Source organism: Nostoc sp. FACHB-892 (assembly GCF_014698795.1).
Lineage (GTDB): Bacteria > Cyanobacteriota > Cyanobacteriia > Cyanobacteriales > Nostocaceae > Nostoc.
The window spans coordinates 138,578-164,939 of record NZ_JACJTR010000011.1; the positions used below are offsets into that span (position 1 = coordinate 138,578).

Annotated in this window: 22 protein-coding genes and 1 pseudogene; 12 read left to right on the forward strand and 11 right to left on the reverse strand. The window is 42.4% G+C overall.

Features of this window, described 5'->3' with window-relative positions:
* The first annotated feature begins 23 nt into the window (after positions 1–23).
* The 3 genes from H6G96_RS16850 to ureC are packed head-to-tail and all read left to right on the forward strand — an operon-like array spanning position 24 to position 2,599.
* Entirely contained in the window at positions 24–329 is a 306-nt protein-coding gene (locus H6G96_RS16850; protein WP_190912521.1) for an urease subunit beta, read from the forward strand.
* Between the two features lie 8 nt (positions 330–337).
* A complete protein-coding gene (locus H6G96_RS16855; RefSeq protein WP_190912522.1) occupies positions 338–874 on the forward strand; it encodes a DUF1349 domain-containing protein in 537 nt (178 codons plus the stop codon).
* Between the two features lie 9 nt (positions 875–883).
* Positions 884–2,599: an urease subunit alpha gene (ureC, locus tag H6G96_RS16860; protein ID WP_190912523.1), complete on the forward strand. Its 1,716-nt coding sequence runs from the start codon at positions 884–886 to the stop codon at positions 2,597–2,599.
* 364 nt (positions 2,600–2,963) lie between these two features.
* Here ureC and H6G96_RS16865 read toward each other — a convergent pair whose 3' ends face one another.
* Positions 2,964–3,632, reverse strand: a complete 669-nt coding sequence (locus H6G96_RS16865; RefSeq protein WP_190912524.1) for a hypothetical protein — start codon at positions 3,630–3,632, stop codon at positions 2,964–2,966.
* 784 nt (positions 3,633–4,416) lie between these two features.
* Between H6G96_RS16865 and H6G96_RS16870 the strand changes: the two genes are divergently transcribed.
* A complete protein-coding gene (locus tag H6G96_RS16870) occupies positions 4,417–5,571 on the forward strand; it encodes a hybrid sensor histidine kinase/response regulator (RefSeq protein WP_190912525.1) in 1,155 nt (384 codons plus the stop codon).
* 145 nt (positions 5,572–5,716) lie between these two features.
* Positions 5,717–7,099 (forward strand): aldehyde dehydrogenase, encoded by a 1,383-nt coding sequence (locus H6G96_RS16875; RefSeq protein ID WP_190912526.1) that lies wholly within the window; start codon positions 5,717–5,719, stop codon positions 7,097–7,099.
* Between the two features lie 141 nt (positions 7,100–7,240).
* On the opposite strand, the gene H6G96_RS16880 is transcribed toward H6G96_RS16875, so the two are convergent.
* From H6G96_RS16880 to H6G96_RS16890, 3 genes are all read right to left on the reverse strand, one after another.
* Positions 7,241–7,846, reverse strand: a complete 606-nt coding sequence (locus tag H6G96_RS16880) for a sulfite oxidase-like oxidoreductase (protein WP_190912587.1) — start codon at positions 7,844–7,846, stop codon at positions 7,241–7,243.
* A 278-nt stretch (positions 7,847–8,124) separates the two neighbouring features.
* Entirely contained in the window at positions 8,125–8,298 is a 174-nt protein-coding gene (gene rpmF, locus H6G96_RS16885) for a 50S ribosomal protein L32 (protein ID WP_190892708.1), read from the reverse strand.
* Between the two features lie 168 nt (positions 8,299–8,466).
* A complete protein-coding gene (locus tag H6G96_RS16890) occupies positions 8,467–8,958 on the reverse strand; it encodes a hypothetical protein (RefSeq protein WP_190912527.1) in 492 nt (163 codons plus the stop codon).
* A gap of 199 nt (positions 8,959–9,157) precedes the next feature.
* Here H6G96_RS16890 and H6G96_RS16895 point away from each other — a divergent pair, with 199 nt between their 5' ends.
* On the forward strand, positions 9,158–11,026 hold the full coding sequence (locus H6G96_RS16895) for a caspase family protein (protein ID WP_190912528.1): 1,869 nt from the start codon (positions 9,158–9,160) through the stop codon (positions 11,024–11,026).
* Between the two features lie 94 nt (positions 11,027–11,120).
* Here the strand turns inward: H6G96_RS16895 and H6G96_RS16900 are convergent, their stop codons facing one another.
* Positions 11,121–11,498, reverse strand: coding sequence for a Mo-dependent nitrogenase C-terminal domain-containing protein (locus H6G96_RS16900; RefSeq protein ID WP_190912529.1), 378 nt, complete (start codon positions 11,496–11,498; stop codon positions 11,121–11,123).
* A gap of 526 nt (positions 11,499–12,024) precedes the next feature.
* On the opposite strand from H6G96_RS16900, the pseudogene H6G96_RS16905 reads away from it, so the two are divergent.
* Positions 12,025–12,252, forward strand: a pseudogene (locus H6G96_RS16905) (anion transporter); the annotation flags it as partial.
* Between the two features lie 12 nt (positions 12,253–12,264).
* Here H6G96_RS16905 and H6G96_RS16910 read toward each other — a convergent pair.
* The 4 genes from H6G96_RS16910 to H6G96_RS16925 all read right to left on the reverse strand — a co-directional run bounded on the left by H6G96_RS16910 (position 12,265) and on the right by H6G96_RS16925 (position 17,090).
* Positions 12,265–12,825: a Uma2 family endonuclease gene (locus H6G96_RS16910; protein ID WP_190912530.1), complete on the reverse strand. Its 561-nt coding sequence runs from the start codon at positions 12,823–12,825 to the stop codon at positions 12,265–12,267.
* 147 nt (positions 12,826–12,972) lie between these two features.
* Positions 12,973–14,745, reverse strand: coding sequence for a ribonuclease J (locus H6G96_RS16915; protein ID WP_190912531.1), 1,773 nt, complete (start codon positions 14,743–14,745; stop codon positions 12,973–12,975).
* Positions 14,746–15,028: 283 nt separating this feature from the next.
* The gene (gene dapA, locus H6G96_RS16920; protein ID WP_190912532.1) at positions 15,029–15,913 is read right to left on the reverse strand and encodes a 4-hydroxy-tetrahydrodipicolinate synthase; all 885 of its coding nucleotides are present in this window, start codon (positions 15,911–15,913) and stop codon (positions 15,029–15,031) included.
* A 133-nt stretch (positions 15,914–16,046) separates the two neighbouring features.
* Positions 16,047–17,090: an aspartate-semialdehyde dehydrogenase gene (locus tag H6G96_RS16925; protein ID WP_190912533.1), complete on the reverse strand. Its 1,044-nt coding sequence runs from the start codon at positions 17,088–17,090 to the stop codon at positions 16,047–16,049.
* 1,106 nt (positions 17,091–18,196) lie between these two features.
* On the opposite strand from H6G96_RS16925, the gene tig reads away from it, so the two are divergent.
* The 4 genes from tig to H6G96_RS16945 all read left to right on the forward strand — a co-directional run bounded on the left by tig (position 18,197) and on the right by H6G96_RS16945 (position 23,047).
* Positions 18,197–19,639, forward strand: coding sequence for a trigger factor (gene tig, locus H6G96_RS16930; RefSeq protein ID WP_190912534.1), 1,443 nt, complete (start codon positions 18,197–18,199; stop codon positions 19,637–19,639).
* 341 nt (positions 19,640–19,980) lie between these two features.
* Positions 19,981–20,679 carry an ATP-dependent Clp endopeptidase proteolytic subunit ClpP gene (clpP, locus tag H6G96_RS16935; protein WP_190730227.1) on the forward strand — a complete coding sequence of 233 codons (699 nt, stop codon included), beginning with the start codon at positions 19,981–19,983 and terminating at the stop codon, positions 20,677–20,679.
* 9 nt (positions 20,680–20,688) lie between these two features.
* On the forward strand, positions 20,689–22,029 hold the full coding sequence (clpX, locus tag H6G96_RS16940) for an ATP-dependent protease ATP-binding subunit ClpX (protein WP_190912535.1): 1,341 nt from the start codon (positions 20,689–20,691) through the stop codon (positions 22,027–22,029).
* A 97-nt stretch (positions 22,030–22,126) separates the two neighbouring features.
* Entirely contained in the window at positions 22,127–23,047 is a 921-nt protein-coding gene (locus H6G96_RS16945; RefSeq protein WP_190912536.1) for an alpha/beta hydrolase, read from the forward strand.
* A gap of 14 nt (positions 23,048–23,061) precedes the next feature.
* Here the strand turns inward: H6G96_RS16945 and H6G96_RS16950 are convergent, their stop codons facing one another.
* Both H6G96_RS16950 and H6G96_RS16955 read right to left on the reverse strand, forming a co-directional pair.
* The gene (locus H6G96_RS16950; RefSeq protein ID WP_190912588.1) at positions 23,062–24,261 is read right to left on the reverse strand and encodes an FAD-dependent monooxygenase; all 1,200 of its coding nucleotides are present in this window, start codon (positions 24,259–24,261) and stop codon (positions 23,062–23,064) included.
* Between the two features lie 41 nt (positions 24,262–24,302).
* A complete protein-coding gene (locus tag H6G96_RS16955; RefSeq protein WP_190912537.1) occupies positions 24,303–25,286 on the reverse strand; it encodes a GntR family transcriptional regulator in 984 nt (327 codons plus the stop codon).
* A 318-nt stretch (positions 25,287–25,604) separates the two neighbouring features.
* Here H6G96_RS16955 and H6G96_RS16960 point away from each other — a divergent pair, with 318 nt between their 5' ends.
* Positions 25,605–26,345: a dienelactone hydrolase family protein gene (locus H6G96_RS16960; RefSeq protein ID WP_190912589.1), complete on the forward strand. Its 741-nt coding sequence runs from the start codon at positions 25,605–25,607 to the stop codon at positions 26,343–26,345.
* Positions 26,346–26,362: the final 17 nt, after the last annotated feature.

A 26,362-nucleotide genomic window follows, 5' to 3' on the forward strand; every position in this document is an offset into this window, starting at 1 on the left:
ATTAAATATTGGATTAATTGAACATGATTCCTGGCGAAATTGTCACACCAGCAGGTGAGATTGAACTAAATGTTGGTCGTCCAACGATAAAATTACAAGTATCAAATACAGGCGATCGCCCCATACAAGTTGGTTCCCATTATCACTTTTATGAAGTTAATACCGCCTTAAATTTTCACAGAGAACAAGCGCGAGGAATGCGCCTCGATATCCCAGCCGGAACCGCAGTCCGCTTTGAACCAGGCGACGAAAAAGAAGTAACTTTAATCCCCTTAGTGGGTACTCGCCAAGTCTACGGCTTCAACGCTAAAATTAACGGTTCTCTGTAGGTATGAAAATGGAATGGTACAATGAACCACCTGTTTGGGAAGTAAAAGATGAAGTGATCGCTATCACTTCCGGCGCAAAAACAGATTTCTGGCGGGAAACTCATTACGGTTTTATTAGAGATAATGGTCACTTTTTTTATCAAAAGATTCAAGGTGACTTTATTGCTAAAGTGAAAATCAGCGGACAATATCAGGATTTATACGATCAAGCTGGACTGATGGTACGTTTAGATGAGTTTAATTGGTTGAAATGTGGCATTGAATTTGTCAATGGCGTGCAACAAGTTAGCGCAGTCGTGACACGTAATTACTCGGATTGGTCTGTTATTCCAATACCGCAAAATCCATCTGCAATTTGGGTGCGTGTAACTCGACGCGGCACAGCAATAGAGGTGGAATACTCTTTAAATGGAACTGAATACACAATGCTGCGGCTTGCTTATTTGACTTCAGTGGAAACATTAAGTGTTGGTGTGATGTGTGCCTCGCCTGAAGGGAATGGTTTCCAGATGAGGTTTGAAAAATTCCAAATTCGCACTTTGTGAGGAATAGTTATGAGTTACAAAATGGATCGCCGCGCTTACGCCGAAACCTATGGCCCAACGTTAGGCGATCGCATCCGACTTGCAGACACTGAGTTATTTATAGAAGTTGAGCAAGATTTCACCACCTACGGCGATGAAGTAAAATTTGGCGGCGGTAAAGTCATCCGCGATGGAATGGGACAATCCCCCATTTCTAACGCCGATGGTGCTGTAGATTTAGTAATTACTAATGCCTTAATTCTCGATTGGTGGGGTATTGTCAAAGCGGATATTGGCATTAAAGATGGCAAGATTTTCAAAATTGGTAAAGCCGGAAATCCTTATATTCAAAATAATGTAGATATTATTATTGGCCCCGGAACTGAAGCCTTAGCAGGGGAAGGAATGATTATCACTGCTGGCGGTATTGATGCCCATATTCATTTTATTTGTCCCCAACAAATTGAAGTTGCGATCGCTTCTGGAATTACCACCATGATCGGCGGTGGTACTGGCCCAGCTACGGGTACAAATGCCACTACCTGTACCCCCGGCCCTTGGAATATTTACCGAATGCTGCAAGCTGCTGATGCTTTTCCCGTCAACCTAGGATTTTTAGGTAAAGGTAACGCCAGCCAACCCCAAGGACTTGTAGAACAAGTAGCCGCCGGTGCAATGGGGTTAAAACTTCATGAAGACTGGGGAACCACACCCGCAGCAATTGATACTTGCCTCAGCGTTGCCGATGAATATGATGTGCAAGTAGCGATTCATACTGACACCCTGAATGAAGCTGGATTTGTCGAAGATACGATCGCAGCTTTCAAGAATCGTACCATCCACACCTACCACACTGAAGGCGCAGGCGGAGGACATGCACCAGATATCATCAAAGTTTGCAGCCAAGCCAATGTTCTGCCATCTTCCACCAATCCCACACGTCCTTACACCCTCAACACCTTAGACGAACACCTGGATATGTTGATGGTATGCCATCATCTCGACCCTGCGATCCCCGAAGATGTCGCTTTTGCCGAATCTCGCATCCGCCGAGAAACCATTGCTGCGGAGGACATTTTGCACGACTTAGGCGCATTTAGCATGATTTCTTCCGATTCCCAGGCGATGGGAAGGGTAGGTGAAGTGATAATTCGCACCTGGCAGACATCTCACAAAATGAAGGTGCAACGGGGAACTCTTAACCCACAAGGAAGTGAGCAAAAAGCAGACAATTTTCGGGCGAAAAGATATGTTGCTAAGTATACTATTAACCCAGCGATCGCTCACGGAATTGCTGAATATGTGGGTTCAGTGGAAGAAGGAAAATTAGCAGATTTATGTTTGTGGCGTGCTGCATTTTTTGGCGTGAAACCAGAGATAGTCATTAAAGGCGGAATGATTGCATGGTCGCAAATGGGCGATGCTAACGCCAGTATTCCCACACCGCAACCAGTGTATATGCAACCGATGTTTGGTAGTTTTGCAGGGGCGCGTCATGCCACATCATTAACTTTTGTTTCCCAAGCAGCTTTAGAGAACGAAATTCCCAGCCAGCTAGGTTTACAAAAGGCAGCAGTAGCAGTTTCTGGGACACGCCAATTGAGTAAGCGGGATATGAAGCTGAATGATGCACTACCCCACATAGAAGTAGATCCAGAAACATATCAAGTCAGAGCCGATGGTGAGTTGCTGATTTGTGAACCTGCGACAGTTTTACCAATGGCACAGAGGTACTTTTTGTTTTAATTGCATCCTAGATCAATTTACTGAAGTCAGAAGTTACCAAGAAAGGATTATCGAAACTTCTAAAGACGTGGATAAAGGTTTAAAATGCAAACTTAGAAAATATCTTTGTTATTTTCCGTTTCTAATTTACTTATTGGTAATAGCAAGTTATGCTCAATTCGTTGTCCAACTTTATTGCTAATATTACAATCGCTGTTTAAGCAGTTTACCAGGATCTTGTTACTATTATAATACTGCTGTAGTAGTTTAACTTGTTTATAACTGAACTGCCAATTATGACCAATATTACGATGTTCAATCATTAAAGCTATTAACTGTTCAGTCCAGGCTTGACTATTTTTCTCCCACCAGTCTCCAAATCCTTCTAGTTTTTCAAAAACTGCCCTTCGATGCAGTGCATCGCTAAATACTTCAAAAATGTAGTCTTTCCTGCGCCCGGTTTACCTAAAACCATTAGTTTATTGTGACGCTGCACTGCTTGCAGTCCTGGTACTCGATTCTCACTGGGTTCATGAAGTCCAAAATGATCAAAGTCCTCCCGATCAAACTTTTGCAGCAGTTGCCCAATTTTTACTCGCCTGCGCTTTGTGGTTTTCTCCAGAATGTTGACGTTTGTATAGATGCCTCGCTCTCCAGTTAATTCAATAGGCTGATCCATATCCAGCACACGCATCGTTCCACACTTTTGTTTGATGCTGGGTTTAATCTTTTCCCGGATTTCTTGAACTAGAGCATCAATATCATCCTCTGCAACGTCAGCAGTTGATCTACCAGAAGGTTTCTGCTGGGAATATCGCTTTTGTAGATACTCCCGCAACCGGGTTTCTTTCACAGGCCCGCTGCCACTGATACTGAACTTCTTGTAAATACCTGTCAGGCAACTTCTTAGATTGCTCTCAGAGATGTGAAACGCTTGTGTCACTTCGACTCGGCTCTTGCTATTACCAAAGATTTCCGCAAAAACTGCCTTTTCTTTATTTGACAGTTCGCTGTATTGCTCTAGTTGTGTAAAGAAGTCTTTTGGTAACGACATATACCTATTCTAAAATCGGCTTAAAGTTAAGTTTACTGTGCGTTTCAAGCGAATTATGGCAAGTCACGATATGTCAATACAAGCCAATGTAAGTCACTACAAGTCAAATAAATAACTACAAAACAAAATTGCGACATTGAACTCAGTCAAGCAACGAAGGCGATCGCAATGTTAGAAATATTAATTAATCTGATTCTCAAAAAATCCGTTGAAGTTATCCTAGTGCTACTGCTAAAACAAATCTGGGCATGACTGCTGAAGAATGAAAGCTTCCAACGACTCAACCACTTTTTGAAAATGCAGATTCTTATACTCTATCTCGATGGAATTTTGCTCAAAACATCTCTAAAATCTCTGCCGGAGCCAACAAAAGAGAATGATTGACACACATCTGGCTAGTTTTGGTGAGGAAGGTAACGGTTTTCTCTATGGTCTCACTTTGAAAACAAATTGCACAGAATGCTTAACAGGGATTATTCTACATACGGGAAAGCTCACTCTACCATAAAAAGTATGTTGCCTTAAGAAACTAAGAAGGCACTCTTAGTCTTGGGCGATCGCCTACGCAATTATATCTCCAGTTCCCTACCGAAAGCGATACATCAAAGACTACATAAGTCATTCAACCATTTACTGCATTCAAAGCTAAAATTCTACCAGCCATAATTTAATAGTAAAAAATACTTTTTAGGTAGGGAGGTTTAATAAAAAACTTGGCAGACAAATTGTTACAAATACAGCTAGTCTTACAAAAATTTACTTTTACCCCATACCTTGCATCTATATGACTTCACAATCTTCTCGCTCTGACAAAATTCTAGTTGTTGATGATTCTCCTGATAACGTGTTTTTGATCAAAACTATTTTGGAGGAAGAAGGTTACACAATTAGCACAGCAGAAAATGGAATTTCGGCCTTAGCAGAATTAAAAGCTTCTCCTTGTGACTTGGTTCTACTGGATCTAATGATGCCAGATATGGATGGGTACGAAGTTACCAAACACATTCGTGGAGAGATGAAATTGCCACAATATATCCCCATACTGTTAATCACTGCCCACGATGCGCCCAACGTCGCCCACGGTTTAGACTTGGGTGCAGACGATTTTATCCGCAAACCTGTAACAGTAGATGAATTGCTGGCACGAGTGCGATCGCTCCTGCGTTTGAAACATAGTATGGATGAACGTGATGAAATTGCCCGTCAGCGAGAAGATTTTGTCTCCCGCCTCACCCACGACTTACGCACTCCCTTAGTAGCGGCCGATCGCATGTTGATGCTATTTCAACAAGGTGCGTTGGGAGAATTATCATTGCAAATGCAGGAAGTAATCGCCATCATGGCCCGTAGCAATATAAACCTGCTTTCTATGGTCAACACCTTATTAGAAGTTTATCGTTTTGAAGCAGGTCGCAAAACTTTGGCATTTCAACCAGTTAATCTGGGGCAATTGCTAGAGGAAGTGACTGGAGAATTGGCACCTCTAGCTCAAGACAAAGCACTGTCCCTAAATTTGGACTTTACTGAGGATTCAAGCGCAAACACAGTGATGGGCGATCGCTTAGAATTGCATCGTCTATTTACAAATCTTATCGGCAATGCAATCAAATTTACCGACTCTGGGTCTGTGACTATTCATTTCAGTTCTCAACGCCAGTTAGATAAAAGTAGTCAATCTCAGTTATCTGAAAAATCTAATTCCGTTGAATATATTAGCATTGAGATAGCAGATACTGGCCCAGGTATTCGTCCTGAAGAACAAGCAACTATATTTGAACGATTCCGTCAAGGTAGCCACAAGAGTTCTGGTAGTGGCTTAGGACTCTATCTTGCTCGCCGAATTGTCGAGGCACATCAAGGCATTATTTTGTTAAATTCTGAGTTGGGCAAAGGTAGTGTATTTATTGTCCTTCTACCAACTACAAAATTAGAAAAATAGTTATTATAAATTATGAATTACCGAATCTACCCTGATAATTCATAATTTTATTGTTCTTCATTATAAAATAATAGAAATTAACAAATCAAGTGTACTGATATAGCAACGATAGCATTGAATAAATAGTTTTTTATGGGGCTAAACAATGATCACCACTGAATTATCTAATATTGGCAATATTATCCAGAATCAGCGTGAGTTTTTTAAAAGTGGCAAAACTAAAGATGTCACTTTTCGTATTGAACAACTTAAAAATCTTAGGCAAGCAATCATTGAGCATGAAGAGTCAATAGTCGAGGCATTAAAAGCAGATTTACATAAACCAACACTAGAGAGTTACCTTACAGAAATCGGTGTCATTAAAGAAATCGATTATGCTATAAAACATCTCAAAACCTGGACTAAGCCCAAAAAAGCACCCGTTTCTTTTGATTTTTTTTCCTATTCAGCGAGAATTTATCCAGAACCTTTAGGGGTTGTTCTAATTATCGGGCCTTGGAACTATCCATTTCAGTTAATTATCTCACCGTTAGTAGGTGCGATTGCAGCCGGTAATTGTGCAATTATCAAACCTTCAGAAATTGCTTCTCATACGTCTGATGTTATTGCTAAGATTATTGCCAAACATTTTGACCCTGCTTATATTGCAGTGGTTGAAGGGGGCGTTGAAGCTAGTCAAAAATTACTTGCAGAAAAATTTGACCATATCTTTTTTACTGGTGGCACAGCCGTTGGCAAAATCGTTATGGCAGCAGCAGCAAAATATCTCACACCAGTTACTTTAGAATTGGGTGGCAAAAGTCCTTGTATCGTAGATAGTGATATTAATCTCGAACACACTGTCAGACGAATTACTTGGGGCAAATTTATTAATGCTGGACAAACTTGTATCGCTCCTGACTACCTTTTAGTTAATAAAATAATCAAAAAGGATTTAATAAATGGGCTGGAAAAATGCCTAAAAGAATTTTATAGTGATAATCCTGTAAACAGTCCTGATTATGCTAGAATTATCAGTCAAAAACACTTTGAAAGATTGGTTAACTTTCTCAAAGATGGTGAAGTTATCATCGGTGGAGAAAATCAACCTTCAGAGCGTTATCTCGCCCCCACAGTGATTGATAATGTCTCCTTAGAAGATTCTGTAATGCAGGAAGAAATTTTTGGCCCCATTCTACCCATTATTGAATATACTGACATTGCCGAAGCGATAGCTTTGATTAACTCTAGACCTAAACCCTTGGCATTATACTTGTTTTCCCAAAATAAAAATCTACAAAAGCGAGTTTTGCAGGAAACTTCATCGGGTGGAGTTTGTATCAACGATACAGTAATGCAGGTTGGTGTTTCGTCTTTACCATTTGGTGGGGTGGGAGATAGCGGTATTGGCAACTATCATGGCAAAGCTAGTTTTGACACCTTTTCCCATAACAAAAGCGTGTTGCAAAACTCATTCTGGCTCGATTTAAAATGGCGATACGCTCCTTATGAAGGCAAATTACCAATAATCAAGAAACTTTTAGGTTAAAAAAAGTTAGGAGTTATAAGTGAGGAGTTAGGAATGAGAAATAAAAATCTATAACTCCTAACTCTGCTAATTTTAGATTTTGAATTTTGGATTGAATGAAAAATCTAAAATTAATAACTCCTAACTTCTAACTCCTAACTCTTAAAACCCAAAAGCGTTGCTGTAACGCTCCTCAGCCCAAGGTTCACCACGGCGGTGGTAGCCATTGCGTTCCCAAAAACCAAGTTCTTCACCAGCTAAAAACTCTAAACCATTAATCCACTTAGCACTTTTCCAAGCGTAAAGATGGGGCACAACTAGCCGCATTGGGCCACCATGTTCAGATGGAAGGTCTTCACCAAAGACTTTAAAGGCAAAGAAGTTTTCTTCGCGCATAAAATCTTCTACAGAAATATTGGTAGTATAGCCGCCGTAGCAGTGTTCCATAATATGGGCTACTTTCGGTTCTAGCTCAACCAGACCCATGAAATCTATAACTTTAATGCCAGTCCATTTAACATCGAGTTTAGACCAGCGCGTTACACAGTGAAAGTCTGCTGTGAATTCATGTTGAGGCAGCGCCATAAAGTCTGACCAACTAAAGGTAGCAGATTTTGCCAAACCCCAAACTCGAAACTCCCATTCCTGGGTGCTGACTTGAGGAGTTGCGCCGTAAGTTAATACGGGGAAACCTTTAGCTAAGTGTTGACCGGGGGGAACGCGTTCTCCCTCTTCATTCCCTGGTTTCTGAAAAAATTTTCCTAGCATAGTTGGAGGAAACTTATTTTTCTCAAGATATTTACAAGCTTTTTGCTGAGTTGCCAACAGCACCAGATTTTTTACTTTCTATATGATTACTTGATCATTACTCATCGATAATAGGTAATGGGTAATGGATATTCCCAATTACTCACTACCAATTTTTCTTGATCTAATGAGCTTGTTTAGAGTATCTATGATTCAAAATGCAATCAGGAAAGCTAATAAAAAGCGTTTATCCAGTGGCAAGAAGATTGGTGCTGTTTATGCTTTTCCTGACTGGAGAATTATGATTCTTCTTCCTCTTCTTCAGCAGTTGGATAGACAAATGTAGAACGTCCAGTCAAAATTGACTTACCCAAAGAGAGGGCTTTCTGAGCTTCGATGACGGCTTTGTGCCTCCAGGTAGCTCGACGTTTATCTCGTTTTGATTTGGAAGTTTTCTTCTTAGGAACAGCCATGTCAGCAGATATCGCGATTTTTGACAACCTTCTTATTCTAGGCCATCCAATGACGCGAAGAACAACAGGTAAATTTAATTGATCGGTTGAGACTGAAGTAGGACATGGGGCAGAGGGAATTCCAATTACCTCTTTGCGTCTCCTGAAGTCCGTGTCAAGCTAAACTCGTCATTTTTGGGTTGGCAGATTGCTAGCTGCTGGAACTGCATTAGAGCTATTTTCAAAGAAAAGTAGCGATCGCGCAGTTTTAAAATAAGTCGCCCAATTTTGAGCATCGGGACGCGATCGCCATTGGGGACGACTAACATCTAATGTCAGAACTGGTGCGATCGCTCCATAATTTTGTACGGATACTATGATTGAAACATCTGTTACCAGGATATCTTGGTCGAAGCTCCTCTGAGCGGCTGCCCTAGCGGCTGCTTCCGCCCTCCGGAGAACGGTTTCATAGTTTTCTTCCGGCAGGCGGTCAATAGCTAGATCAATTCTAGCGGTGTAAGCTCGCACAACTTGGGGTGCGATCGCTTCCGTCAAAAACCACGCAGGAACGGTAGATATGAGCAAAATTACTAAAGGAACTATCCGGATTCTTCTGGCAATTTGGCTAATAACTGAAAAGGGAGTGATCGATGATGGTAGGTGAGCATAAGTCTTGCTCATGACCTTTTATCTCCTTAGCGATGATCTGTTATTGAAATTAGGTGGAAGTATTTCCCGAATATCTAACGTAATAAAAATTACATTCTAACTTAAGATTCGATCAGAATCACCTAGACTATAAGACATAGGTTAGCTTTGTTTTTTTGGCAAAGCCAACCGCAATTTTAAGACCAGCAAACAATAACTGACAAAGAGCGGGATGGCAAATTACTGGGCGATCACGATTGGCATCAATCAATATCAGTTATTTCAACCTTTAAGTTGTGCCCAAGCAGATGCTGAGGCAGTAGAGGATTTTTTGGTGACGGAGGCAGGTTTTCTCCCCAAACACTGTCTAGTCATGACGGACACCTCGCCACCGATTGGCGACAGATCAACTTATCCGACTAAAGAGAATATTCTGCTGCTGCTTGAGGATTTGGCAGCGACAAGTTGGCAACCGGAAGATTATCTGTGGTTATTCTTTAGCGGTTATGGGGTCAACTACCAAGGCAAAGATTACTTAATGCCAGTAGAAGGTAACCCCGAACTCGTACAAGAGACTGGCATAGAATTGCAATCGCTAATGCAAAGCCTGCAACTTGCTGAGTTGAATGTATTGCTACTACTCGATATCAACCGCGCTTTTGGCACTCAAGCTGATGCTCCGGTTGGTGAAGAAACAATAGAATTAGCCCAAGAACTACAACTTGCGACAATTCTTTCTTGTCAACCAGAACAATTTTCCCATGAAAGTAGCGAATTAGGTCACGGATTCTTTACAGCAGCCTTGTTAGAAGCTTTGCGTTCTGGTAATGGCAGTAATTTGGCAGATTTAGAAAGCTACCTAAGCCTGCTTATGCCAAAATTATGCCACCACCACTGGCGTCCTGTGCAAAACCCTGCCACGATCATCCCATCAAGGACGCAGGTAATCTTGCCAGAATTAGCAATGGAAAGTGATTTCCAATCAGAAGCAGTGATTTATCCCGAAGAATCTTTTGCTATTGCCCGTGCGGCTCCTCCCCTTGACGATTACCCTAGAACTTCAGCAGAACGGGATAGATGGGGAGAAGCTATTGTGAATTCCTCCCAACACAAAGTCGAGAAGTCTAAAGCTCAACCAGTTCAGGAGTCAGCTACTAGCTTAGTTTCCCAGCCAATAGCGGAAACTTCTTTAGGAGCAAATCCAAGGGGAAGATTTATCCCCAATTCTTCCAAAGGTTACGTCTCTCGATTGCCATCGAATCAACCAAGCATCCCTTTTTGGAAACAGTTTATTTTATGGGGCGGAGGCAGCCTGCTGGTAGCAGGTTTAATCGCCGTAGTTTTTCTTCGTAATCAAGAAACTTTTAGAATTAAGCAAATATCAAGCACATCACCCAATGCTACTGTTAGCGATCGCCAGGTTATCGAGAATTTACCAAGCAATCGCACTCCGGAAGTTAGATTTAAAAATCAATCTAGTGCTCAAATAACTTCTAGTTCAGAATCAGAAAAGCGAAATCAAGCAGTCTTAGACTTGGCGAAAATGTCGCTCAAACAAACTCAAGCTAGTGATTTGAGCATGGCGATCGCTACAGCCCGGAAAATTAAACCCGGTGAACCACTGTACGAACAAGCTCAGGAGAATATTAAGATTTGGAGCCGGATGATTTTGGATTTAGCAGAGGGTCGTGCTAAACAAAGACAGTATGCTAGCGCTATCGCTGCCGCTCGATTAATCACCAAAGATGAAGCCCCCTACGCGAAAGCACAAGCAGCAATAAACCTGTGGCGGCTAGAGGGTAAGCAGTATGTGAGTAACAAAACTCTTTTAGATGCAGCTAATGCTTTAATTAAGCCTGGACAGGCATCTACCTACAATCGTGCGATCGAAGTTGCTAGGAAAGTACCACCAGGTCAACCTGGCTTCGATACTGCCCAAAAATCGATCAATAAATGGAGTGAGAAAATTTTAGACTTGGCCAAGCGTCGCGCCGCCCAAGGAGAACGTAATGCCGCGATCGCAACAGCTGCTTTAGTGCCAGAGGAGACGGCCGCTTACGAGGATGCTCAGGATGCCATCCAAAAATGGCAAAAAAAATAGTAAAAAAATAGTAAAAAATAGCAGGCAGTTAGGAGTTAGGAGTTATATTTTTTTTAATTCCTCATTCCTAACTCCTCAACTTTACTTTTAGCACTTAGCAGTACTGTGATACATCTTCGCCGCATTCATCAGCTAGATAGCACAGCGCTCGGAAACGTAAACCAACCACTTCTTCATATAAGGGGTTGAGCTTGCACATGGGCGGAATGTGAAACAAGGTTTTCCCAAATAATTTGACATCTCGCTCAAAGGGACACTGAGATGGAATCAATTTACACAAGCGGTGAGCTAGTTGGCGATCGCGGATTTGAATATTTTCTACACGCTGCCGTAGGGGTTGGAGAATATCCCAGTAAGGCTTGGAAATAGAAGGGTTTAGCTGGGTTGCTTTGTCGTCACTAGTCTCTGCTTGATTGAGCGATACCCAGCTTGCCAGAAAAATCTTTTTTGTGGTATTGTCGAATACCTTCATGGTTAATCCTCTGTGTTATTGAGGTTATTCATCTTTTTGATGAATATATACAACGTGGCAACGAACTTTCCCAGAAAAATCGCGTTCTGACTGCGATATAATGTAATACCTGATTAGCCACTTAAGTCAGAACCTAATTTATTACTACGTCAAGTTAATCGCAATTTTCTGGGGATCGGTAGTCTAATATTACGATCTTGTTCATAACTTGATATAGTTTAAATTTTAATAAAGACATCCACCATTGGATAGGTATTAGTGTAACATTTACAGAACTTAATATCAGATATTCTTCAGAGTATTTTTGCTAAGTATAAATATCAGTAAAACCCTAGCAAGCGGTTTTCCTCCCCGTATTCTCACTTCCCCACGTTCTCGCTTTTTATTGCTGGCTGAATTTCGTAGAAGCAGAGAGAAGTCTGTAGACGCTGCTACGCTTTAAAACGAAGTGGGTTGGCTTTCGCACTAGATGCAAAGCGGCTAATCATGAAACATCGGCCGTCGCAAAGCCTCAGTAAAGAAAGTAATTTTTCTTCAATTTGCAGTCTATAGCGTCTTAGGGCTAACTTATCTGGGGCTAGCATTGGGCTACATTCCTGGTTTACGCATGAACCGCGCCACCATTGCTTTGGTCGGTTCTGCCTTTTTAATTGCTTTGGGTGTTCTGAATTTAGAGGAAGCATGGCAGGCTATTGATGTCAATACCATCGTATTTCTCTTGAGCATGATGGTAGTTAATGCCAACCTATCCTATACAGCAACAACTCTAAGCTGAAAACACCTGCTGGGCTGTCAGAGTTAGTTCTGCGAATGTTTGAGAAATAATCTGCTGGTTTCCATTAAAGACAGTTTGTTTGTAACTACCATTGTCTAGCAAACACACTGTCACCTTATTTTTTAAGGGGTCAACAATCCAATACTCGACTACACCAATAGCTGCATACTCAGAGGTTTTTTGGTTATAGTCCCGGTCAACAGATTCAGGACTTACCACCTCAACTAATAGGGGTGGAGCAGTTTTAAGGATAGCCGAAGTACTCTCAATACTTTGTGCCTGTTGGTCGGTAATCACACAAATATCAGGTCGCCTGGGTTGTTTATTGGTCAACACCTCTGTACCGTTAGGGCGCGGTTGTAAAGGCAGTCCCATTTTTTGAATTTCTAAAAAAAAGCGAACTAACAGTAGGGTGATAATCGCCTCATGTTTCCCAGTACCAGGAGGCATTTCTACCAGCACCTCATCCTCAATTTCATAACGCTTGTCTGTGCCATCATCAAAATTGATGTATTCCTCCAGAGTATTAATTTTTATTGGTGTTTTAGTCATAGCGATCGCCTCCAAGAACTATAGGCAAGTACTATTTACTGTGATTTCTATACCCATAATAAAAGACTATATCTCACGCCAAAGCGCAAAGACGTTAGAAAAACTCTGCGTCTCTGCGCTTGTGCATAAGATTTTATCTTAAATTCTCTATGATGCTACCTGAGCAGCAGTCCGAGTCCGTCGTCTTCTGCCATCAGCAACTTTCACAGGTGGCTCATCAGGGATTTGCATCAACAGAGTTACAGATGGCTGACATTGCAATTCCCGACGGATGGAACGTTGCAATTCTCGTTCTAAAGTTCCTTGCAATCCACCCCAGTCTATATCTGCCGCCTCGCCTTCACTAGGTGCAAATTCTGACCAGCGCACAGTGAGGATTTCTTCAATCCTTTGTTTCACCCAGGTTTGTAAAAGCGATCGCTCTACACTTGTAACTACACCCCGTAAGTGAACTTCTGGTTTTGCCAACAGTTTACCATTCCAATCAATGGCAGCTGCGATCGTGATAATGCCTTCTGAAGCCATGCGTTGCCGTTCTTGCAGCACTTTGGCACTTACCATACCCGAACTAGTGGTATCCACCAATTCGATACCAGATGGCACTTTACCAGCGACGCGAATAGCATCTTCAGTCAGTTCGACAATATCACCATTCTGAATAATGATCATGTTTTCTGAAGGAATGCCCATACTCTGAGCCGTTTCTGCGTGCTTCACTAGCATCCGATGTTCGCCGTGAAATGGCACAAAGAACTTGGGTCGAGTTAAGGCAATCATCAGCTTTTGCTCTTCCTGACAGCCGTGACCGGAAACGTGAATCCCTTTATCCCGACCATAGACCACTTTTGCACCTTGAATCATTAATTTATCAATGGTGTTGACTACTGCGATCGTATTTCCGGGAATTGGGTTAGCAGAGAATACTACTGTATCTCCTTCGCGGATTTTGATGTGAGGATGTTCTTTGTTAGCAATGCGGGTCATTGCTGCCATCGTTTCACCCTGAGAGCCTGTAGTTAAAATTAGTACTCTTTCATCAGGCAGATTGCGGACTGCGTGCAATGGTTGCAGCAGATTATCTTCACATTTGATGTAACCTAAATTGCGGGCATGAGCAATCAAGTTCAGCATGGAACGCCCGACAATCGTTACTACACGGTTTTGCTTCTTGGCGATATCCAAAATCATGTTGATGCGATGGACGCTAGAAGCAAAGGTAGTGACAAATAATCGCCCAGTGGCTTGACTAAATACTCTCTCAAGATTTGGATAAACTGAACGCTCCGAAGGTGTAAACCCGGGAACTTCAGCATTAGTGGAATCACTTAGTAGACAAAGAACGCCTTTTTCACCATGTTCAGCCAAACGTTGCAAGTCAAACTTTTCACCATCCACTGGGGTATGGTCAATTTTAAAATCCCCTGTGTGAATGACTACACCCAAAGGAGTATGAATGGCAACAGTGAAACTATCAGCAATGGAGTGGGTGTTGCGGATATATTCAACTAAAAAGTTTTTGCCAATTCGCACCACATCGCGTGGTAGAACTGTTCTGATTTCTGTGCGATCGCGCACTCCTGCTTCTTCCAATTTACCCTCTAGCATTGCCATTGCTAGTCTGGGCCCATAAATCACAGGGATATCAAATTGCTTGAGATGGAAAGCAATCCCGCCAATATGGTCTTCATGACCGTGAGTAACGATCATCCCTTTAATTTTGTGGCGATTTTCCCGCAGATAGGTCGTATCTGGCAAAACAATATTTACTCCATGCATCGCCTCTGTGGGAAAAGCCAATCCTGCATCTAGCAGGATAATTTCATCGTCATATTCAAAAAGACAGGTATTTTTCCCAATTTCGTGTAAACCGCCCAAAGGAATAATTTTCAAGGCGGAATTATTAGCTTCGTTTTTAGCCATTTTCTCCTTAGATCGTTACTTGTGGTTAATTAAGTTGATAGTTAACGAACTTGTATTTAAGACAACATCATTTGTCTCTTAATTCAGTCCCAAAGCAATCAAGTTTTAATTGAAGATTTCAATTTTTTATTCAATAAAATCGACTTTACACTTAAGAATTTATAGTGTGTCTATCAGTCCTAGCACAGATTTTTAAATTGCAAATTATGAACAAACAATTATGGTCATTGTTTATATGTATCTTTAGAAAGCACCAGACTACCAGCGCTTAATTAAGTGGTGGCTAGATTAAACTAAGTTCTTTCAAAACGGCTTCTAACTTTTGACTTACTTCTAAATCAGCTTCACATAGTGGCGGACGAGTTGAACCAACCTCCCAACCTTGAAGTTTGAGTGCTTCTTTCACTGGAATGGGATTTGAAGTGAGAAATAAAGCTTTAAACAACGGGAAGAGTTGGAGATGAATCTCACTAGCTACCTCAATTTTACCCGCACTAAAAGCTTGGATCATCTGCTGTAGTTGGTTTCCTACCAGATGAGAAGCCACACTTACTACACCCTTTGCCCCGATCGCTAACAAGGGCAAAGTCATGTAATCATCACCAGAATAGATGTGGAATTCTTTTGGTGTCAAGCGACGAATTTCGCTTGCCTGATCTATATTACCAGTGGATTCTTTAATCCCGACAATATTGCTAACCTTAGCTAACCGGGCAACTGTTTCTGGCTGAAGGTTTTGTCCGGTACGACCTGGGACATTGTATAACAACAATGGCAAGTCAGGACAGGCTTGTGCTATTGCCTGAAAGTGCGCTTCCAATCCCGCTTGCGGCGGTTTGTTGTAATAAGGAACAACTTGTAAGGAACCATGTACTCCTATTTTAGACGCTTTTTGGGTGGCTGCGATCGCTTCTTTGGTGGAATTTGAACCACAACCTGCAATCACCTTGGCTTTTCCTGCCACGGATTTCAATACCTCGACAAATAACTGGTATTCCTCATCCCAAGTCAGGGTAGGGGATTCTCCTGTTGTGCCGCACACCACCAACGTATCTGTGCCGTTATTAGCTAGATGCGCTGCCAGTTCTGCCGCTACATCATAATTGACACTCCCATCTGCTTTAAACGGCGTAATCATAGCGGTTAAAACATTGCCAAAATCTCCCACCCTGTTTTCACTCCTGATTAGCCATATTTTTATATCTTGGTGGTTTTCTCTTGTAATAACCTATCTGCAAATTACTTTCAACAGTAATTTGCACATTTGCTTTTTTTCATTAGTTGTTTATTTTTACTAATGACTAGCTTGAAACGTAAGCTTTAGCAGGTTTGAGTAGGTTTTGCTCTACCAGCAACTCGGCGATTTGTACTGCATTCAATGCTGCGCCTTTGCGGATTTGGTCGCCGCACAACCATAATTCCAAGCCACAGCTATGAGAAATATCCTGACGAATTCTTCCCACTAAAACTTCATCTCTACCAGTTGCTTCAATTGGCATCGGAAAATAATTAGTTTCCCAATTTTCTACCAATTTTACTCCAGGAGAGGAATTTAAAATTTCTCTGGCTTCCTCTGCACTAAAGGGAGTCTCAAATTCTAAATTAATGGCTTCTGAATGGGCACGGAGTACGGGAACCCGTATACAGGTCGCAGTGATTCTGATTTGCTGCGTGCCAAATATTTTTCGGGTTTCGTTGACCATTTTCATTTCTTCCTCACAATAACCCAAATCGTTTAATGGAGAGTTATGGGGGAATAAATTAAATGCCAGTGGGTAAGGCAATACCTCAGCAACTGGCGGCTGTCCTTGTAGTATAGCGCTTGTTTGGATTTTGACTTCTGCCATTGCTCTAGCACCAGCACCACTAGCAGATTGGTAGGTTGAAGCTACGATACGTTGCACTGGTTTAACTTTATGCAATGGCCATACTGCCACACTCATTAAAATTGTTGTGCAGTTGGGGTTAGCAATAATGCCTTGATGATTAGCTGCGGCTTGTGGATTCACCTCTGGCACTACTAAGGGAACTTCCGGGTTCATCCGAAAGGCACTGGAGTTGTCAATTACCACTGCGCCTTTTTCGACGGCAACTGTTGCCCAAGTTTTGGATATAGAACCACCTGCACTAGCTAGTACTATATCAACATTTTCAAAAGCGCGATCGCTCACTGGCTCTACTGGTATATTCTCCCCTTTAAACCTTAGCGATCGCCCCACACTCCGCTGTGATGCCAACAACTTTAAGTCAGCAATCGGAAAATCACGGATTTCTAATAATTCCAGCAACTCTGTGCCAACTGCACCAGTTGCTCCCAAAATAGCTAAACGATAGGATTTTGACAAATTTGCTTCCTCCTTTAAGATAGTTATCTACAATTTTTTTGGAACAATTGACTATTTGCTTATTTTGCTTATATTAAAATAGCGATCGCAGCCTTGAAATCAAGTTTGAATAGATTTAGATTTTTTTCTAATTAAATCTATAAAGATAGATTTAATAAATTTATTTCCTTGGTTATTTAATTAAGTTAATTGATATTGCATTTTACAAAACCACCGTTCGATTTTTTCATGTATCTAAAACTAGATTATTGTAATATTATACAATAAAGCGCCATTTAGCATAAAATTATAGATATATCTGCACTTAGGCGTTTGACTTGTAAGGTGAATAAACGTCTTGGCTGTAAATTGGGTTGCCAGGATAATGAATGTATTATGATGCAAATGTTGTAAAATCGCCAAACCATCAAATCGAGCTATGTGGCTAGGCAGCAGATTTAGTTGCGTACCACAAGATAGCTAAACTCAGTGCTATAACTTTAAAGTACTAAACTACTGGCTGAAAACCAGGATATCACGGTGGTAGCCTACTGAAGAATTAATTCCTGGGTTTTCAGTGCTAAATTCAGACTAACTGAAGATTAGGATCCGGCGAATAGGGATTGAACTAGAGGCAAGCAAAAAGGGAGCAAAGGGGACAGTTCAAATGGGGATTCGATACTTCGGCTACGCTCAGTGACCACCCCACCTGAACCAAAACTACTTAACTAAAAGTGGGGGACTCAGACCCATGTTTCGCTCTACTTCACAACAGGAGGATGGGGTCATTTTCCCCAGCTAATAGCCCCCTTCTCCCTGCCTCTTTGTTAAACTCTTCCCAATCCGCAATAGATTCAGCAGTTATTACAAATATTAGGTAAGAAGCCCAGCTCTTAGCCCTGGAAGTGTCAAGAATTGTTATGAGAGTAAATTGTCAAGTCCTTGGCTATTGGCAGTAAACTGGATCTCTGTGGCAGGACACACTATCCATCCTTGGATGTCATGTCATGAAGCTTTGTGACAATTTCCCATCCTCCTTAAGAGACATCAAGCCATAAACGCGAACAATTATTATTGCGTCTTATGTGTACTCAGAGATTAAAATACCAGAAAACTAGAGACGAAGCATGAAAGTTACCCAGGAAAAACTTCCCGCCAGCCAAATTGGTTTGGAAATAGAGATTACGCCGGAAATTACCAAGCAAACTTACGAACAGGTCATTAAAAAATTAGCGAGTACTGCCAATATTCCTGGGTTTCGTAAAGGCAAGGTACCTCGGCCAATATTGCTACAACAGCTGGGTACAACTCGTATCAAGGCAGCAGCGCTGGAAGAACTAATTCAAGACGGCATTGAGCAAGCAGTTAAACAAGAAGCTATCTCGGCAATAGGTCAGCCGCAATTGCGCTCCTCTTTTGAGGATTTGATTACGAATTATCAACCTGGAAAACCTTTGACGATTTCGGCCGCTGTCGATGTTGAACCAGAAGTGAATCTAGTTCAGTACACTGATCTGCAAGCCAAGGCTGAAGAAGTCAAGTACGATCCAGAACGAGTGGAGAGTACCCTCGACAAGGAACGTCAAGAATTAGCGACATTGATTCCTGTGGAAGGACGTGCGGCCCAAATCGGCGATATTGCCGTAGTCGATTTTAAAGGTTCATTCGCCAGAGCAGAGGGCGAAGACGAAACAGCTGAACTAGAACCGATTCCTGGAGCCGAAGCAACTGATTTTCAGGTTGAGTTGCAGGAAGATAAGTTTATTCCCGGCTTTATTGCTGGAATAGTAGGGATGAATCCTGAAGAAACCAGAGAAATTGCAGCGCAGTTCCCAGATCCCTATGCTAATGAAGATTTAGCTGGAAAAGCGGCAACTTTCACAGTGACTCTCAAAGAACTGAAGGAAAAAGAACTACCAGAATTAAATGACGATTTTGCCCAAGAAACCAGCGATTTTGAAACCTTAGAGGAGTTACGCGCTTCTTTGGTAGAACAATATCAAAAAGAGGCAGACGAAAAAACAAAAGCAAATAAACAGGAAGCCTTGTTAACGGAACTGCTCAACCACGTAGAAGTTGACTTACCAGCGACCTTAATTGAGCAAGAAGTGGATGCAATGCTAACGCAAACAGCAATGCGGCTGTCTCAGCAGGGATTGGATGTAAGGAAGTTGTTTACTCAAGATATTATTCCTCAATTGCGGGAGCGATCGCGTACTGAGGCTATTGAACGCATCAAACGTTCCTTGTCGTTGCGAGAAGTTGGTAAACGCGAATCTATTGAGGTAACACCAGAAGAAATCGCAGCCAGAGTCAAAGAACTTTTGGAACAGTACCCAGATGAGCAAGATGTTGATGAAGATAGACTGCGCTCAATCGTGGAAAACGAACTATTAACTGAAAAAACCATTGATTGGCTCTTAGAACACTCCTCAGTTGAACTTGTACCCGAAGGCTCGTTGAATCCTCCTATAGAGGAAATAGAAGCCACAGAATCAGACGCTGATGCTGATGTACCCCAGACAGAGGAAGAAACCATCGAAGCTTCAACAGAAGTCCCAGAAGGATAATTAAAAACCCCACAGCCATCAATTCACCAGTTCTGAGTTAAAGTACTGGTGAAATGGGTAAGGTAAAGGAAATGAGGGAGCAGGGAGCAGAGGGAGAAATAACCAATGCCCCATGACTCTTGATTCCTGAAAACTCAGGGATAAAGGCAGAATCATTAAAGAACGAATAAATTTTCAGCAGATTGTGACACATATTATTGCCTGAGCTTGATACTGTGTTACACGAGAGGAAATTATATGAGGCATAATGGTTAACACGTAGCTATAAAAATCCTATTCGTCGAAAAGGCAGCATCTGCTGCTGAAACATTTGTCCTAAATTATCGTCAAAGAAAGCTTGTATGCTTGTATCGCAGTCGGGAAACTACCCCATCAGCAACCAAAGTCGAATCAACATTAACTCTCAGTTGAACAGCCCTAGCAACATCGTGCCGATGGTGGTGGAACAGTCTGGCATGGGAGAAAGGGCTTTCGACATCTACTCCCGCCTGCTGCGAGAGCGGATTATCTTTTTGGGAACGCCAATAGACGATACCGTAGCCAACTCAATTGTGGCTCAGTTGTTATTCCTAGACGCCGAAGACTCAGAAAAAGACATCCAACTGTATGTTAATTCTCCTGGCGGCTCGGTCTACGCAGGCATGGCAATCTATGATACAATACAGCAAATTCGCCCTGATGTTGTTACCATCTGTTTTGGATTAGCCGCGAGCATGGGGGCATTTTTGTTGACAGCAGGGGCTGCCGGTAAGCGAATGTCTCTGCCCGACTCCCGGATTATGATTCACCAACCACTTGGTGGCGCTCAAGGTCAAGCCATTGACATTGAAATTCAAGCCAGAGAAATTCTTTACATTAAGGGTAAGTTGAATGAGTTAATGGCTCATCATACTGGTCAACCCATAGAAAGAATTGAAGCAGATACTGAGCGCGACTTCTTTATGTCGGCAGAAGAGGCGAAGAACTACGGTTTGATTGATCAGGTCATTTCCAGGCAAAATCTTCCCACAGCAGGGGAGAACGTCACCATTCTGAAATAAGAGGCTGGTATGTCTAAGTACGACTCCCATTTAAAATGTTCATTTTGCGGCAAGTCTCAAGAGCAGGTGCGTAAATTAATCGCGGGGCCGGGAGTCTACATCTGCGATGAATGCGTTGACTTGTGTAATGAAATACTAGACGAGGAGTTACTCGATACTAATGGTGCGGCTGCACAACCCGCACCAAGAGCAGAACCACCTCAAAAACGACGTACCCAATCTTCTAGTATTTCGTTTAATCAAATACCCAAGCCAAGAGAGATTAAAAATTATCTAGACGAACACGTCATTGGCCAAGACGAAGCCAAAAAAGTGCTGTCAGTAGCCGTTTACAATCACTACAAACGGTTGGCGGTCATTCAGTCTAAAACCACTGGCAAAGCTGCGGCAGATGATGCTGTAGAACTGCAAAAGTCCAACATTTTGTTAATCGGTCCGACTGGTTGCGGTAAAACTCTCTTAGCGCAAACTTTAGCGAAAATCCTGGATGTACCCTTTGCCGTTGCTGATGCTACGACGCTGACAGAAGCGGGGTATGTGGGAGAAGATGTGGAAAATATCTTGCTGCGACTGTTGCAAGTGGCAGATTTAGATATAGAGGAAGCGCAACGAGGAATCATCTACATTGATGAAATTGACAAAATTGCTCGAAAGAGTGAAAACCCGTCAATTACCCGCGATGTTTCTGGCGAAGGCGTGCAGCAAGCCTTGCTAAAAATGTTAGAGGGAACGATCGCCAATGTACCACCCCAAGGAGGGCGTAAGCATCCCTATCAAGACTGCATCCAGATTGATACAAGTAATATCTTGTTCGTCTGTGGTGGTGCTTTCGTAGGTCTAGAAAAGGTTGTGGATCAGAGAGTTGGCAAAAAAGCAATAGGCTTTGTGCAACCTGGAGAAGGCCAAACGAAGGAGAAACGAGCAGCAGATACTCTCCGCCATCTAGCACCGGATGATTTAGTAAAATTTGGTATGATTCCCGAATTTATTGGGCGCGTGCCAATGGTAGCAGTAGTAGATCCGCTAGATGAAGAAGCGCTAATGGCGATTCTCACCCAACCACGCAGTGCCTTAGTGAAGCAGTACCAAAAACTGCTGAAGATGGATAATGTCCAGTTAGATTTTAAACCAGAAGCCTTACGAGCGATCGCTCAAGAAGCCTACCGCCGTAAAACTGGTGCTAGAGCGCTACGGGGCATTGTGGAAGAACTTATGCTCGATGTTATGTATGAGTTACCATCTCGTAAGGATGTGACACGTTGTACAGTAACACGGGAGATGGTTGAGAAGCGATCAACTGCCGAACTGATAATACATCCATCTTCACTACCAAAACCAGAGTCAGCTTAATAGTCATTAGTCATTGGTTATTAGTCAAAAACTAAAGACTAATAACCATTTAATAAGGGAAAATGACTAATGACAACTGACAAAGGACTAATGACTAATGCCTTATATTAAAGTTCGTGGCGTTGAGCATTACTATGAATGGGTGAAAAAACCATCTGGTTCTTTGGTAAAACCAGTGATGGTTTTCATTCACGGTTGGGCTGGTTCAGCTAGGTATTGGCAAAATACCGCTGACGCTTTATCGGAGCAATTTGATTGTTTACTCTACGATATGCGGGGATTTGGCCGTTCTGGTGGGAAGCCAACCATAGCCGAAGCAAGTGAAGCTGTTGCCGAATCTGAGTCCTTCAAGGAAGAATCACAGGCAATCAAAGACTTAACCTATGAATTAGAGGAATACGCTGATGATTTAGCAGCTTTGTTAGATGGGTTGCATCTTCAACGTGTTTATATCAATGCTCACTCGATGGGCGCGTCTGTTGCTACTTTATTTTTTAACCGCTATCCCGAACGAGTGGAACGAGGAATTTTAACTTGTAGCGGCGTTTTTGAGTACGACGAAAAATCCTTTAGTGCTTTTCATAAGTTTGGTGGCTATGTAGTTAAATTTCGTCCCAAGTGGTTAAGCAAAATTCCATTTGTTGACCGAATGTTTATGGCCAGATTTTTATATAGTTCTATACCACATTCTGAGCGTCAAGCTTTTTTGGAAGATTTTCTGGAAGCAGATTACGATGCAGCTTTAGGAACAATTTTTACTTCAGTCAGCAAGGCTCAATCTGAAGTGATGCCGCAAGAATTTGCCAAGCTGACAGTGCCGACTCTGCTCGTAGCGGGGGAGTATGACAAAATTATTCCAGCCGAGATGGGGCGTCAAGCAGCTGCACTAAGTGACAAGGTGGAGTTTGTGATGATTCGCAACACAGCGCATTTCCCAATGTTGGAAGATGCGCCAACTTACTTGCAACGAGTACAAGAGTTTTTGCAAATTAACACCCCACAACCACAAGTCGGATAAGTGATGACGGTTTTTTAAACGGTTAAGTGTACTTCTGTGATACCTTGACGCATTTTATATTGTCGCCTTAACCAAGACTTTTTAATTATTTTACCGAGTAAGGGAGCAAGTTGAATCAACAGCGATCGCAGCAGTGCATTTTTTCGCAGTAGTTCGCCTTGTTTAGCTTCCTCTAACTGGAGTTGCTGGGCGCGGATAATTTCTGGCTGACGTTCTGCTTGGATGTGCGATAGTGCCATGTCAATATCTTGGTGTCCAGCTTCTCTGAGCAATAGTGGCACAAGATGATTAGCAGCAACAATCACATCACGGAATGCTAGATTAATTCCTTGAGCGCGGACAGGAGACATTGGGTGTGCAGCGTCACCCAGAAGCAATACCCCTGGTGCGTGCCACTGTGGACAATAACCTACCACAACAGAAAGCCGAATCGGGGATTCGATGGTGTCTGCATGATTACGAAAATGTTCTGCTAGCCATGAGGGTGATAGTGAGGCAAAAATCTCTGCCCAGTTGGCTTGCTTCCAGTCAGTGTTTTCGGTTGCCGACATTACCCAGGCTAGATGCAGTTTCCCTTCTTCTGCTCCATGAAAGATGCTAAATGTGCGATCGCTATTTACAATAGTACGGAACACATTATCATCTGTAAACTCAGGGCTAGCGGCAAGCTTAAACCAAAGAATATCAATATTTTTGGGCTGGCGTACCAATTCTAATCCTATACGTTGTCGCACAAGAGAATTTCGACCATCTGCGCCAATCACTAAGTCAGCAGTTAGTTCTCTCCCATCGCTTAGTACTACACCTGCGACACGTTGATTACTCCAGCGTAAATCTTTGACTGGAACACCTTGGATAAATTCAAATCCATCATTGGTTTGAGCTTCCAAAATCAGTGCATTGAGTAGCGGTGGTTGTGAAACCAGTGTACAGGGTCGGGTTGCTCCCATTGGTTCATCAACTCGAAACAACTGCTTTTCCCCCAAAATGAATTCCCACGCGTCGAGTTGTCGATGGGGAATATGCTCCAACAATGGGGATAGCCCCATTTGCTCTAGTGCATCTAACCCACTGGGCATTAATCCTTCACCGCGAAAAACACGATGAAAGTCTTTTGCTGCTTCAATTAACGTTACAGCAATACCACGTTTTACAAGGAGCAGGGCAAGTGTTACACCTGTTGGGCCTGCGCCCACAATCACAATTTGCACTATCTTAGCCCTCCTGTATAGATGTTGGTCGAATTATCTTTGGATTAACCCAAACCCAGTTCTCGTTTTAGCAAGTTAATTGAGTTAGTACCGATATAATTTTCAACCTTAATCAGCTTCGGTGGACGAATAATATCTTCATCAGATGCTTGCACTGCTGCTTGCACTGCCGCAAAACTGGCTTGATCACTTATGATTACCTCAGCCCGTTTAACCATAGCTTGAAGTTTATAAACATCTTTTGGTTGTGCAGTCATCACTAATAGTTCATCTCCTCGCAGACCGTGGAGGATCACTTCTGCTGCTCGTGCAATCCCGGAACTGAGGCTAACTATGCCTACACAGTTTTCTTTTGGTAGGGTTTTCAATAGGCTGAGTTCTTTGCTGTAGTCGTAGATATCCAGAGGAATTACCCGTGCAGCTTTAGGAGCTGCGATCGCTTCTACATTACTGATAAAATACCGACTTGTGACTACTGTTGCAGAGGTAGTTTTATCTAGCACAGCAGTTAATTCTTCCATTGCTACCAACTGGACTGGTATTTTTAGCGATCGCTCTAATTCATATACCATTAACTCACCAGCACCAATATCATAGGATGGAACTGCAACCAGTACCCGCGCACTACAACGTAAGCGCCAGTCAATTTCTGCTAAAAATAGTTCTCTGGCTTGATTGAGTGAACATCCTTGGGTGAGCAAATCATCAAGTGCTTTCTGCACAACTTGATATGCATCAGGATTTTGTTTGAGTATTGGTGATTGCAGCCTGCTACCACCCTCATGACCTTGGGGACGAACATAAATTCCCGAACCAGCCATACTTTCAACAAATCCGTCTTCCTCCAGTTGACGGTAAACCTTGCTAATGGTGTTGCGGTGTAACCCAGTTTGCATTGCTAGTGCCCGTGTGCTTGGCAACTTGTAAGCAGGGGGATATTGCCGAGAAGCGATCGCAAACCGGATTTGATTAAACAGCTGAGTTGATGCCGGAATTTCGCTGTCTGGCTGAATACGGAATTGAATCATCAGCAAACCTCCTGAATACTAAGTGCTGAGTTTTGGAGCGGGGGAGAGACGCGATTAATCGCGTACTAGGAAGTGAGGAGTATACAAGTGTTGCTTTACTACTCAGCACTCAGCACTTTTAACTCAGCCCTCCTTTGGTATTTAGCTGCATTTGCTACATATTAAATATTTTATTTACACATAAAGTTTTTCTGGTACAAATTTCTAATGCGCTCATTATTGGTAATTGATAATTTAGTTTCGGAAAAAGCTGGGCATACTGGCATAGTTATATCAAATCAAGATACGGCTAATCACATAGCACTGGTAAAAATTATTATGACAGAGCAAGCAATAATTACCACAACCGTTAATCTTTTGCAAGATAATATTGAAGTGTCAGGTTATTTGGCAGAGCCAAAAGAACCTGGCTCTTACCCAGGAGTCGTGGTATTACAAGAGATTTTTGGTGTTAACGTTCACATTCGGGATGTTACAGAACGGATTGCCAAACTTGGGTATGTTGCGATCGCACCTGCACTTTTTCAACGGACTGCTCCTGGTTTTGAAACCGGATACACACCCGAAGATATTGAAACGGGCAGAGGCTACGCTATGCAAACTCAAGCCTCAGAGTTATTGAGTGATATTCAACTAGCAATTGACTACCTCAAAAATCTGCCCCAAGTCAAAAAAGATGGCTTTGGCTGTATTGGCTTCTGCTTTGGTGGTCATGTGGCATATCTTGCAGCCACCTTACCAGATATTAAAGCTACGGCTTCCTTCTACGGTGCTGGAATTACCACTCGCACACCAGGAGGTGTAGCTCCCACTGTTACCCGCACCAGAGAAATTCCAGGTACTCTCTATGCCTTCTTTGGCACAGGAGATGCTAGCATCCCAGCCGAACAAGTAGATGAGATTGAAAAAGAGTTAGAAAAATATAAAATTCCTCATCGTGTGTTCCGCTACGATGGAGCTGATCATGGATTTTTCTGTGACCGTCGTGCCAGTTATAATCCTAAAGCTGCTGCTGATGCTTGGGAGCAAGTCAAACAACTCTTTAGTCAGCTGAATTAGTCATTTGTCATTAGTCA